The following is an 11547-nucleotide window of genomic DNA, read 5'->3' as shown; positions in this document are numbered from 1 at the left end:
GTCCGCGATCAGCGCTGCCCGGGGAGTCTCTCCGGACGGCGTCCCTCTGAGCTCGAAGATCGAAAGCAGGAATGGCTCCTCACGCGCGCCTCGACCACCGCAACCCGTTCGTGTTCGACACACACGAGCTGGGGCGGCGTCCCGGTGCGTTGCAGCGCCTGACCCGCACGATCGACGCTCCCCAGGACTTCGGTATCAAGGGAGTCATCGGAGTGCCGGAAGGCGCCCCGGTGGAGCTCGCGCTCCGGCTCGAGTCGGTCATGGAAGGTGTGCTCGTCACAGGCACCGCCCGTGCACAGGCCGAGGGGGAGTGCGTAAGGTGTCTGGAGCCGGTCGGGCAGGAGCTCGAAGCGGACTTCCAGGAACTGTTCTCGTACCCTGACGCCGACGACCGGGGCCGCGTGATCGCGGAACCGGGCGACGACGCCGAGGACGACGAGGACAGGTTCTTCATCGAGGACGGCTTGTTCGACCTCGAACCCGTGCTGCGTGATGCGGTGGTGCTCGCACTGCCGATGCAGCCGGTGTGCCAGGACGACTGTCCGGGCCTGTGCTCCGAGTGCGGAGCCCGGCTCGCGGACGACCCGGACCACCACCACGATGCCGTCGACATCCGTTGGGCGGCTTTGCAGGGACTCGCCGGTTCCACCAAGGACGGCGAGAAGGACGAGATGAGCGGCGCTGACGCGGAAGCGGGCGTCGACGAGAAGCAGGAGAAGTAGCCGTGGCTGTTCCGAAGCGGAAGATGTCGCGCAGCAACACGCGCCACCGCCGGTCGCAGTGGAAGGCTGCGGTCCCCACCCTGGTTGCGTGCGAGCGCTGCCACGAGCCCAAGCTGCAGCACATCGCGTGCCCGTCTTGCGGCACCTACAACAAGCGCCAGGTCCTCGAAGTCTGAGCGGCCAGGTGAGAGGCACTGTGTCCAGTCCAAAGAAGGGCGAAGAGCCCAAGGCGGACCCGTCCGCCAAGAAGAAAGCGGACAGCACGGCCTCGTCCCACACGCTTCTGGAAGGGCGGCTCGGCTACAAGCTCGAGTCCGCCCTTCTGGTGCGTGCACTGACCCACCGTTCCTACGCGTACGAGAACGGCGGTCTGCCGACGAACGAGCGGCTGGAGTTCCTCGGTGACTCCGTCCTCGGTCTCGTCGTCACGGACACGCTGTACACCACCCACCCCGATCTGCCCGAGGGCCAGCTGGCCAAGCTCCGGGCCGCGGTGGTGAACTCGCGTGCGCTCGCGGAAGTGGGCCGCGGTCTCGACCTGGGTTCCTTCATCCGGCTCGGCCGCGGTGAAGAGGGCACGGGCGGCCGGGACAAGGCGTCCATCCTCGCCGACACCCTGGAAGCGGTGATCGGCGCGGTCTATCTCGACCAGGGCCTCGATTCGGCGTCCGAGCTGGTGCACCGGCTCTTCGACCCGCTGATCGAGAAGTCCTCGAACCTCGGAGCCGGCCTGGACTGGAAGACCAGTCTCCAGGAGCTCACCGCGACGGAGGGCCTCGGCGTGCCCGAGTACCTGGTCACGGAGACCGGCCCCGACCACGAGAAGACCTTCACTGCTGCCGCCCGCGTCGGAGGCGTCTCGTACGGCACCGGCACCGGCCGCAGCAAGAAGGAGGCGGAGCAGCAGGCCGCCGAGTCCGCCTGGCGCGCGATTCGCGCCGCGGCGGACGAACGCGCCGAGGCCAAGGCGGCCGAGCAGGCCGCCGCAGCCGAAGCCGAGGAGGACGACGGTCCGTCGTCCGCCGCCTCCGCCTGACGAACAGCGCAGCCCGAGCGCCCGCCCCCGGCAGTACGGGGGCGGGCGCTCGGATCTTCCCCCACGGTCCGCTACGGGAGTCCCGATGCCCGAATTGCCCGAGGTAGAGGTCGTACGGCGCGGCCTGGAGCGGTGGGTCGCCCATCGCGAGGTGGCCGAGGCCGAGGTCCTGCACCCGCGTGCGGTACGACGGCACCTCGCCGGCGCCGACGACTTCACGCACCGCCTCAAGGGCCACCGGGTCGGCACCCCGAGCCGGCGCGGCAAGTACCTGTGGCTGCCGCTGGAGGACACGAACCAGTCGGTCCTCGCCCACCTCGGCATGAGCGGCCAGCTGCTGGTCCAGCCGCACGCGGCCCCGGACGAGAAGCACCTGCGCATCCGCGTCCGGTTCGCCGACGAGGTCGACACCGAACTGCGCTTCGTCGACCAACGCACCTTCGGCGGACTGTCGTTGCACGACAACACCCCCGACGGACTGCCGGACGTCATCGCGCACATCGCCCGTGACCCCCTCGACCCGCTGTTCGACGACGCGGCCTTCCACCAGGCGCTGCGCCGGAAGCGGACCACCATCAAGAGGGCGCTGCTCGACCAGTCGCTGATCAGCGGAGTCGGCAACATCTACGCGGACGAGGCGCTTTGGCGCGCCCGCATCCACTACGAACGCCCCACCGCCGGCTTCACCCAGCCGCGCACGGCCGAACTCCTCGGCCATGTACGGGACGTGATGAACGCGGCCCTGGCCGTGGGCGGCACCAGCTTCGACAGCCTGTACGTCAACGTCAACGGCGAGTCGGGGTACTTCGACCGCTCGCTGGACGCGTACGGCAGGGAAGGGCTGCCCTGCCGGCGGTGCGGTACGCCGATGCGCAGGCGGGCCTGGATGAACCGGTCCAGCTACTTCTGCCCGAAGTGTCAGCGGCCGCCGCGGGTCTCGTCGTAGCGCTCGCGGGCGGTCAGTACCTCGTCCATCCGGCTCTCCACGAAGTGCACGATGGACAGCAGGCGTTCGGCGACCTCGTGGCCGAGCGGGGTGAGCTCGTAGTCGACGCGGGGCGGGTTGGTCGGCTGGGCCTCGCGGTGCACCAGGCCGTCGCGCTCCAGCGCCTGGAGCGTCTGGGAGAGCATCTTCTCGCTGACGCCGTCCACGCGGCGGCGCAGCTCGTTGAACCGGAACGAACCCTCGTGCAGCGCGCTCAGGGTCAGTCCGCCCCAGCGGCCCATGACGTGTTCGAGGGTGGTGCGCGAGGGGCAGGCCCGGGCGAAGACGTCGTACGGGGGAAGCGGCTCCGGTGTCTCCCGCGTCTCCTCCGGACGGTCCTGGGTGGTGGTCATACGTTTCAGCGTACGGGAGCACAGCGCTAACCGACAGGGTGCGCTAACCGTCGGTTAGCGCACCCGTCGCACCTGGTCCGGTCAGTAGCCGAAGTCCTGCGTCCACCAGGGGCCGCCCGAACCGAAGTGCACACCGACCCCGAGGGTCTTGAAGTCGCAGTTCAGTATGTTGGCGCGGTGGCCCTCGCTGTTCATCCAGGCGTCCATGACGGCCTGGGCGGTGGCCTGGCCCCGGGCTATGTTCTCGCCGCCGAGGTTGGATATGCCGGCGGCCGCGGCCCGGTCCCACGGCGTCTTGCCGTCCGGGTCGGTGTGGTCGAAGAAGTCCCGCGCGGCCATGTCGTCGCTGAACGCCTCGGCCAGCTTGGTCAGCGAGGAGTTCGCGGACAACGCGCTGCAGCCGACCTTGGCCCGCTCGTCGTTCACCAGCTTCAGCACCTCGGCCTCGACCACGGCCTCCTGGGAGGTGGTGATCGGCGCGGCGGTCTTCACCGGCGCCTTGGTGGCCGTCCTGGAGGGCGTGACCGTCGGCTCCTCGGAGGGGGTGGTGCTGGTCGTCGGCTTCTCGGTGGCCGTCTTCGTCGGGGTGGGCGACGTGGACGCGGAGGCGGAGTCCGACGCGGAGGCCGATGCCGACCGGGTCGGCGAGCCGGCGCGCTGGGTGTCACGGCTGGTGGAGGAGCCGGTGTCACGGCTCTCGGCGTTGCCGGAGGTGCCGCCCTGTTCGGCGGCCGTGTTGCTGGGCGCGCCGTCGGCCTGCACCTGCTCGCCGCCGGTCGTGCTGTTGGAGCCGCCGAGCTTGTAGTTCTCCAGGCCCGGCACCACACCGGTGGCCACCGCGACCGTGCCGATGGCGACGGCCGCCGAGACCCCGAGCAGACCCGTGGCCACGGGCCGCCCGCCCTTCTTCCGGCGCCGGTGCCCGCCGCCGGCGGGGGAGCCGCCTCCCGGGGCGAACTCCTCGGCCGGGAACTCGGCGGTGTCCATGAAGCGGGCGTAGTCGTCCTCGCTCGCGAACAGGTAGGCCGAGCTCCGTGCGTTGGTGTCGGCGTACTCCTCCTGGCGCAGGTAGGAGGCCGTGCCCGTGCCGTAGCGGAGGCCCGCGTACGAGTCCTGCGGGTCGTGGCCGCCCGGGTACGAGCCGTTGTTCTCCGTGACCCCCGTGGCGCGGCCCGTGGCGGCGCGGCCGGCGGCGGAGCGTCGGTGGCGTCCCATGTCCTTGCCTTCTTCCCTCGTCCTCGCGGTCGGGGTCGACCAGGGGCCGGTGTGGCCAGTGACTCCATCTGGTCAACCAGACTCACCCGATCGAGTGAGTTTCATATGAGATTCATTGGGTGGGGACGGTACCCCATACCGCTGAGGGAGGAGGTGTCCCGAGTGACATTGGCCGGTTAGGTTGCACCCATGAGCGAGGATGTGCGACTGGTCGCCTGGGTCCGTGGACGGGTGCAGGGCGTGGGATTCCGCTGGTTCACGCGGGCGCGGGCGCTGGAGATCGGCGGGCTGAGTGGTTTTGCTCTCAATTTGGGGGACGGCCGCGTCCAGGTGGTCGCGGAGGGCCCCCGGGAGGGCTGCGAAGGACTGCTCGACTGGCTCCAGGGCGATGACACGCCCGGGCGGGTGGAGGGTGTCACCGAGATCTGGGACACACCCCGGGGCGGCTACGACGGCTTCGCCATCCGCTGAGCCCGCTCTGTAAAGCCGCGCAGGAGGAAGTGGAGCGATCTGCCACTGGCATATGCCCCGAGCAGAAATGGCCTGGTGGTTGCCAAGAATCGCCGCGCGTGGCAGGCTCCGCAGGTAAAGATGATCGCCACGCCCTGAGGGCCCCGCAGGAGTCGCAGCGCCGCCCGTCCAGGGTGGGCCGCCCCCGGGTTCGCCCGCCAATACAGGGCGTGATCGTGTTGACCGTCAAACTTTTTGGTGAGACGCTGAAAGCCCCGCGCACCTTAGCTGTTTGGCATGGCGCAACAGTCGAGCAACACTCGAATGTGTCAAGCACCGCGGGTGCGAATCCCTCACGACCCACACCGCTACGGTCGGTCACTCAGTGTGGAGGACCATCCATCATGGCAAAGGCGCTTCTCGGTTACGTCGGCGGCTCCGACCCGCGACTCCTCGCCGAGATGCGACGGCTCCAGCAGCGTGTCCAGGACCTCGAATCCGAGCTCGTACGGATTCAGGCCGAGAACGACGCGCTGACGGCTGCCGCTTCTCCCGACAGGATCATGGAGAGCATCGACGCAAACCAGGCGGAGCCTGCGCTCACCTGATCGCTGCATCGCTCCACAACAGCACATGCGGCGGTTGGGCAGCCCTTTCAACCGCTTGAGTTGTCAAGATGTGCAAGGGACGCCCCGGCGTCCCTTCTTTCTTGCCCCCGGTGACCCGTGCCCCGACCCGCTTGTAGCCCCGCGCATCCTTTCACCCTCTTTAACGTCTGGTGTGCCCTGCATGTTCATGCGCGAAACCGCGGGGTTGCGAGGCTTCGTGGAGTGGGGTAGCGGGGCCGGGTAGAGTCCGACGGCGTGCACCTCAAGGCCCTGACCCTTCGCGGGTTCAAGTCGTTCGCCTCGGCGACCACGCTCCGGTTCGAGCCGGGGATCACGTGTGTCGTCGGTCCGAACGGCTCGGGCAAGTCCAATGTCGTCGACGCGCTCACCTGGGTGATGGGCGAGCACAGCGCCAAGTCGCTGCGCGGCGGCAAGATGGAGGACGTCATCTTCGCCGGCACCACCGGCCGCCCCCCGCTGGGCCGTGCCGAGGTGTCCCTGACCATCGACAACTCCGACGGCGCCCTGCCCATCGAGTACGCCGAGGTCACCATCACGCGGATCATGTTCCGCAACGGCGGCAGCGAGTACCAGATCAACGGCGACACCTGCCGCCTCCTCGACATCCAGGAACTGCTCTCCGACTCCGGCATCGGCCGCGAGATGCACGTCATCGTCGGCCAGGGCCAGCTCGACTCCGTCCTGCACGCGGACCCCATGGGCCGCCGGGCCTTCATCGAGGAGGCCGCCGGCGTCCTCAAGCACCGCAAGCGCAAGGAGAAGGCCCTCCGCAAACTGGACGCGATGCAGGCCAACCTCGCCCGCGTCCAGGACCTCACCGACGAACTCCGCCGCCAGCTCAAGCCCCTCGGCCGCCAGGCCGCGGTCGCTCGCCGGGCCGCCGTCATCCAGGCGGACCTCCGCGACGCCCGCCTGCGCCTGCTCGCCGACGACCTCGTACGGCTCCGCAACGCACTCCAGACCGAGATCGCCGACGAGGCCGCTCTCAAGGAACGCAAGGAGGCCGCCGAGCAGGAGCTGAAGAAGGCCCTCCAGCGCGAGGCGCTCCTGGAGGACGAGGTACGGCAGCTCACCCCGCGCCTGCAGCGCGCCCAGCAGACCTGGTACGAGCTCTCCCAGCTCGCCGAACGCGTCCGTGGCACGATCTCGCTGGCCGACGCCCGGGTGAAGAGCGCCACCTCCGCGCCCCCCGAGGAGCGGCGCGGCCGCGACCCCGAGGACATGGAGCGCGAGGCCCACCGGATCCGGGAGCAGGAGGCCGAACTGGAGGCCGCCCTGGAAGCGGCCGAGCGCGCCCTCGACGACACGGTCGCGCACCGCGCCGAGCTGGAGCGCGAGTTGGCCCTGGAGGAACGGCGCCTGAAGGACGTCGCCCGCTCCATCGCCGACCGGCGCGAGAGCCTGGCCCGGCTGAACGGCCAGGTCAACGCGGCCCGCTCACGCGCCGCGTCCGCCCAGGCGGAGATCGACCGCCTGGCCGCCGCCCGCGACGAGGCCCAGGAACGGGCGGTCGCCGCGCAGGAGGAGTACGAGGCGCTCAAGGCCGAGGTCGACGGCCTCGACGCCGGCGACCACGAACTCGGCGAACAGCACGGCCACGCGAAGCAGCAGCTCGCCGAGGCGGAGGCGGCCCTGACCGCCGCCCGCGAGGCCGCCACCGCGGCGGAACGCAGCCGCGCCGCCACCCAGGCCCGCCACGAGGCGCTGGCACTGGGCCTGCGCCGCAAGGACGGCACGGGGATACTGCTCGGCGCCCGCGACCGCCTCACCGGTGTCCTGGGCCCGGCGGCGGAACTGCTCACCGTGACCCCGGGCCACGAGGTCGCCCTGGCAGCCGCATTCGGCACGGCAGCGGACGCGATCGCGGTGACCACCCCGGCTTCGGCGGCCGACGCGATCCGCCTCCTCCGCAAACAGGACGGCGGCCGCGCGGCCCTGCTGCTGGCGGGAGCCCCTGACACCCCGATGCCTCACACTGAGACGCCCCGCACCGAAGCGCCCCGAAGGGGCGCGGGGAACGGCGCGCCCAGCCACGACGGCGCCGCGGCGGACCGACGACCGACGACCGCACTGGACAACACCGTCGCCTGGCCGGCGCCCCTCGGGGGCGCGGGGAACGGCGCGACCGGCCCCCACGCACCCGCACCAGACCGACGACCCCACCCGGCCCCCCTCGCCGCCCCCCTCGCGGCGCGCCCCGCCGCGGACCTGGTCCGGGGCCCGGCCGACCTGATGCCCGCCGTACGGCGCCTGCTTCAGGACATCGTCGTCGTCGACACCCTCGAAGCCGCAGAGGACGTCGTCTACCGCCACCCCCACCTCACCGCCGTCACCGCCGAAGGCGACCTCCTCGGCGCCCACTTCGCCCACGGCGGCTCCGCCGGTGCGCCCAGCCTCCTCGAAGTACAGGCCTCGGTCGACGAGGCCGCCGCCGAACTGGAGGAGCTGGCCGTCCGCTGCGAGGAGCTGGCCGAGGCGCAGCAGACCGCCCAGACACGGCGCAAGGAGTGCGCGGCCCTCGTCGAGGAACTGGGCGAGCGGCGCCGCGCCGCCGACCGGGAGAAGTCGGCCGTGGCCCAGCAGCTGGGCCGGCTCGCCGGACAGGCCCGCGGCGCGGCCGGTGAGGCGGAACGCTCCACGGCGGCGGCCGCCCGCGCCCAGGACTCCCTCGACAAGTCCCTGGAAGAGCTGGAGATCCTGGCCGAGCGGCTCGCCGTGGCCGAGGAGATGCCCGTCGAGGAGGAACCGGACACCTCGGTACGCGACCGGCTCGCCGCCGACGGCGCCAACGCCCGGCAGACCGAGATGGAGGCCCGCCTCCAGGCCCGTACCCACGAGGAACGTGTCAAGGGCCTGGCCGGCCGCGCCGACTCCCTCGACCGCGCCGCCCGCGCGGAACGCGAGGCACGCGCGCGTGCCGAGCAGCGCCGGGCCCGGCTGCGCCACGAGGCGGCCGTCGCCGAGGCCGTCGCCGCCGGTGCGCGGCAACTGCTCGCGCATGTCGAGGTCTCCGTCGGCCGCGCCGAGCGGGAGCGGGCCGCCGCCGAGGCCGCGAAGGCACAGCGCGAGCAGGAGCTGACTGCCGCCCGCTCCACCGGCCGCGACCTCAAGGCCGAACTCGACAAACTCACGGATTCAGTTCACCGGGGCGAGGTACTCGGCGCCGAGAAGCGGCTGCGCATCGAGCAGCTGGAGACGAAGGCGCTGGAGGAACTGGGTGTCGAACCGGCGGGGCTGGTCGAGGAGTACGGCCCCCATCAGCTCGTGCCGCCCTCGCCCCCCGCCGAGGGCGAGGTGCTGCCGGACGACCCCGAGCACCCGCGCAACCAGCCCAAGTCCTTCCACCGGGCGGAACAGGAACGCCGGCTCAAGGCGGCCGAGCGGGCCTACCAGCAGCTCGGCAAGGTCAACCCGCTCGCCCTGGAGGAGTTCTCGGCCCTCGAGGAACGGCACAAGTTCCTCAGCGAGCAGCTGGAGGACCTGAAGAAGACCCGCACCGACCTGCTTCAGGTCGTGAAGGAGGTCGACGAGCGGGTCGAGCAGGTCTTCACGGAGGCCTACCGGGACACGGCCCGCGAGTTCGAGGGCGTCTTCAGCCGCCTCTTCCCGGGCGGCGAGGGACGGCTGATCCTCACCGACCCCGACAACATGCTCACCACGGGCGTGGACGTCGAGGCCCGCCCGCCGGGCAAGAAGGTCAAGCGGCTCTCCCTGCTGTCGGGCGGCGAGCGCTCGCTGACCGCGGTCGCGATGCTGGTGTCCATCTTCAAGGCCCGCCCCAGCCCGTTCTACGTCATGGACGAGGTCGAGGCGGCTCTGGACGACACCAACCTGCAGCGGCTGATCCGCATCATGCAGGAGCTCCAGGAGTCCTCGCAGCTCATCGTGATCACGCACCAGAAGCGCACGATGGAGGTCGCCGACGCGCTGTACGGCGTGTCCATGCAGGGCGACGGTGTGTCGAAGGTCATCAGCCAGCGCCTCCGCTGAGTTTGCGTGTGCCGTACACCGGTCTGACCTGCACACCCCCTTCATTGCTTCAACTATTGAAGGCAAAGACCTTCACCATGCCTTCAAGCTCACATCACCCCGTCTATTGACTTCGAAACTTGAAGGCATAGTCTCTGCAACGTTGCTTTTACCTTCAGGTGTGAGCGGCGTGAACATATGCGCCACTTGAACCTGAAAGGGCTCACCCCCACCCCGGCAGCGCTGCCGGTGGCCCGAGGAGTTTCTTGTGACCAGCACTGCGCAGGCACCCCAGTCAGGAGCCGGGACGGCTCACCCCGATCATCTCGGGCATGTCATCTTCATCGCGGCGGCGGCCGCGATGGGCGGGTTCCTCTTCGGCTACGACAGTTCCGTCATCAACGGCGCCGTCGAGGCGATCCGCAGCCGCTACGACATCGGGTCCGCGGCCCTGGCGCAGGTCATCGCCGTCGCGCTGATCGGCTGCGCCATCGGCGCCGCGACCGCCGGCCGCATAGCCGACCGCATCGGCCGTATCCGCTGCATGCAGATCGCCGCCGTGCTGTTCACCGTCAGCGCCGTCGGTTCCGCGCTGCCCTTCGCCCTCTGGGACTTCGCCTTCTGGCGGATCGTCGGCGGCTTCGCCATCGGCATGGCCTCCGTGATCGGCCCCGCCTACATCGCCGAGGTCGCCCCGCCGGCCTACCGCGGCCGTCTCGGTTCCTTCCAGCAGGCCGCGATCGTCATCGGCATCGCCATCTCGCAGCTGGTCAACTGGGGTCTGCTCAACGCCGCCGGCGGCGACCAGCGCGGCAAGCTGATGGGCCTTGAGGCCTGGCAGGTCATGCTCGGCGTCATGGTGATCCCGGCCGTCCTCTACGGCCTGCTCTCCTTCGCGATCCCCGAGTCCCCGCGCTTCCTGATCTCCGTCGGCAAGCACGACCGCGCCCGCGAGATCCTCGAAGAGGTCGAGGGCGGGAGCGGCGACCTGGACGCCCGGGTCGCCGAGATCGAGCACGCGATGAAGAGCGAGCACAAGTCCACGTTCAAGGACCTGCTCGGCGGCTCCTTCTTCTTCAAGCCGATCGTCTGGGTCGGCATCGGCCTCTCGGTCTTCCAGCAGTTCGTCGGCATCAACGTCGCGTTCTACTACTCCTCGACCCTGTGGCAGTCGGTGGGCGTCGACCCGACGGACTCGTTCTTCTACTCCTTCACCACGTCGATCATCAACATCATCGGCACCGTGATCGCGATGATCTTCGTGGACCGCATCGGCCGCAAGCCGCTGGCGCTCATCGGCTCCGTCGGCATGGTGATCGGCCTCGGCCTGGAGGCATGGGCCTTCTCCTACGACCTGGTCGACGGCAAGCTGCCGGCCGCGCAGGGCTGGACCGCCCTGATCGCCGCGCACATCTTCGTGCTCTTCTTCGCCCTGTCCTGGGGTGTGGTCGTCTGGGTCTTCCTCGGCGAGATGTTCCCGAACCGGATCCGCGCCGCCGCGCTGGGCGTCGCCGCCTCCGCGCAGTGGATCGCCAACTGGGCCATCACCGCGAGCTTTCCGTCGCTGGCCGACTGGAACCTCTCCGCGACCTACGTGATCTACACGGTCTTCGCGGCCCTCTCCATCCCCTTCGTCCTCAAGTACGTCAAGGAGACGAAGGGCAAGGCCCTGGAGGAGATGGGCTGACCCGCCCACCCTCCCCGAACTCGGGGAGAAGGGCCAAGTCCCCGCTGCCCCTCTCCTCGTACCCCCCGCCGCCCCACCCGGTCACTGCCCGGGCGGGGCGGCGGCCCTCCCGCCCCACCCCGCTCCCGCCCCCCGCCACACCACCCTTCTCCGCCACACCGCCCCTCTCCGCCACACCACCTTTCTCCGCCGCCACGGCGATCCACCACGACGGCGTTGCCCGGCGGTGCCGAGCCCTCCCGCAGCCGGCCACGGCCGATCCCGGCCCCACCGCAAAGGCGGCGGCGCGCACACGGCGGAACTCTCCTTGACCCGCACAGAAGTCTTCTCCGCCGCCACGGCGATCCACCACGACGGCGTTGCCCGGCGGTGCCGAGCCCTCCCGCACCCGGCCACGGCCGATCCTGGCCCCACCGCAAAGGCGGCGGCGCGCACACGGCGGAACTCTCCTTGACCCGCACAGAAGTCTTCTCCGCCGCCACGGCGATCCACCACGACGGC

The 11547-nt window shown here is 70.4% G+C and carries 10 protein-coding genes; 8 read left to right on the top strand and 2 right to left on the bottom strand.

The window, feature by feature from the left end; translation table 11 throughout:
• Positions 1 to 71: 71 nt before the first annotated feature.
• The 4 genes from ACGFZS_RS30880 (at position 72) to mutM (ending at position 2704) form a co-directional block, all read left to right on the top strand.
• Positions 72 to 722, top strand: coding sequence for a YceD family protein (locus ACGFZS_RS30880; RefSeq protein WP_393661334.1), 651 nt, complete (start codon positions 72 to 74; stop codon positions 720 to 722).
• A gap of 2 nt (positions 723 to 724) precedes the next feature.
• Positions 725 to 898, top strand: coding sequence for a 50S ribosomal protein L32 (gene rpmF, locus ACGFZS_RS30875; RefSeq protein WP_007493396.1), 174 nt, complete (start codon positions 725 to 727; stop codon positions 896 to 898).
• 8 nt (positions 899 to 906) lie between these two features.
• Positions 907 to 1758, top strand: a complete 852-nt coding sequence (rnc, locus tag ACGFZS_RS30870; protein WP_359221525.1) for a ribonuclease III — start codon at positions 907 to 909, stop codon at positions 1756 to 1758.
• Between the two features lie 85 nt (positions 1759 to 1843).
• Positions 1844 to 2704 (top strand): bifunctional DNA-formamidopyrimidine glycosylase/DNA-(apurinic or apyrimidinic site) lyase, encoded by an 861-nt coding sequence (mutM, locus tag ACGFZS_RS30865; protein WP_393797828.1) that lies wholly within the window; start codon positions 1844 to 1846, stop codon positions 2702 to 2704.
• Here the strand turns inward: mutM and ACGFZS_RS30860 are convergent.
• Positions 2677 to 3096: a winged helix-turn-helix transcriptional regulator gene (locus ACGFZS_RS30860; protein ID WP_393797827.1), complete on the bottom strand. Its 420-nt coding sequence runs from the start codon at positions 3094 to 3096 to the stop codon at positions 2677 to 2679. The two genes, mutM and ACGFZS_RS30860, sit on opposite strands and share 28 nt — an antisense overlap.
• Before the next feature lie 81 nt (positions 3097 to 3177).
• Complete coding sequence (locus tag ACGFZS_RS30855; protein ID WP_393797826.1) at positions 3178 to 4311, bottom strand: CAP domain-containing protein; 1134 nt, start codon at positions 4309 to 4311, stop codon at positions 3178 to 3180.
• A 189-nt stretch (positions 4312 to 4500) separates the two neighbouring features.
• Here ACGFZS_RS30855 and ACGFZS_RS30850 point away from each other — a divergent pair, with 189 nt between their 5' ends.
• From ACGFZS_RS30850 to ACGFZS_RS30835, 4 genes are all read left to right on the top strand, one after another.
• Complete coding sequence (locus tag ACGFZS_RS30850) at positions 4501 to 4782, top strand: acylphosphatase (protein ID WP_355714388.1); 282 nt, start codon at positions 4501 to 4503, stop codon at positions 4780 to 4782.
• Positions 4783 to 5165: 383 nt separating this feature from the next.
• Positions 5166 to 5369 carry a hypothetical protein gene (locus tag ACGFZS_RS30845; protein ID WP_093498859.1) on the top strand — a complete coding sequence of 68 codons (204 nt, stop codon included), beginning with the start codon at positions 5166 to 5168 and terminating at the stop codon, positions 5367 to 5369.
• Positions 5370 to 5624: 255 nt separating this feature from the next.
• Positions 5625 to 9380, top strand: a complete 3756-nt coding sequence (locus tag ACGFZS_RS30840) for an AAA family ATPase (RefSeq protein ID WP_393797825.1) — start codon at positions 5625 to 5627, stop codon at positions 9378 to 9380.
• 247 nt (positions 9381 to 9627) lie between these two features.
• Positions 9628 to 11046, top strand: a complete 1419-nt coding sequence (locus tag ACGFZS_RS30835) for a sugar porter family MFS transporter (protein ID WP_365691132.1) — start codon at positions 9628 to 9630, stop codon at positions 11044 to 11046.
• Positions 11047 to 11547: the final 501 nt, after the last annotated feature.

The sequence above is a fragment of the Streptomyces sp. NPDC048288 genome (assembly GCF_043201555.1).
Classification (GTDB): domain Bacteria; phylum Actinomycetota; class Actinomycetes; order Streptomycetales; family Streptomycetaceae; genus Streptomyces.
The sequence above is the reverse complement of the archived record's forward strand: the minus strand, read 5'-3'. Positions and strand labels throughout refer to the sequence as shown.

What these genes read in the sequence shown, in the direction of transcription:
- ACGFZS_RS30880 (WP_393661334.1), top strand. Translation starts at nt 72, where the DNA reads ATGGCTCCTCACGCGCGCCTCGACCACCGCAACCCGTTCGTGTTCGAC.
- mutM (WP_393797828.1), top strand. Translation starts at nt 1,844, where the DNA reads ATGCCCGAATTGCCCGAGGTAGAGGTCGTACGGCGCGGCCTGGAGCGG.
- ACGFZS_RS30860 (WP_393797827.1), bottom strand. Translation starts at nt 3,096, where the DNA reads ATGACCACCACCCAGGACCGTCCGGAGGAGACGCGGGAGACACCGGAG.
- ACGFZS_RS30855 (WP_393797826.1), bottom strand. Translation starts at nt 4,311, where the DNA reads ATGGGACGCCACCGACGCTCCGCCGCCGGCCGCGCCGCCACGGGCCGC.
- ACGFZS_RS30850 (WP_355714388.1), top strand. Translation starts at nt 4,501, where the DNA reads ATGAGCGAGGATGTGCGACTGGTCGCCTGGGTCCGTGGACGGGTGCAG.
- ACGFZS_RS30845 (WP_093498859.1), top strand. Translation starts at nt 5,166, where the DNA reads ATGGCAAAGGCGCTTCTCGGTTACGTCGGCGGCTCCGACCCGCGACTC.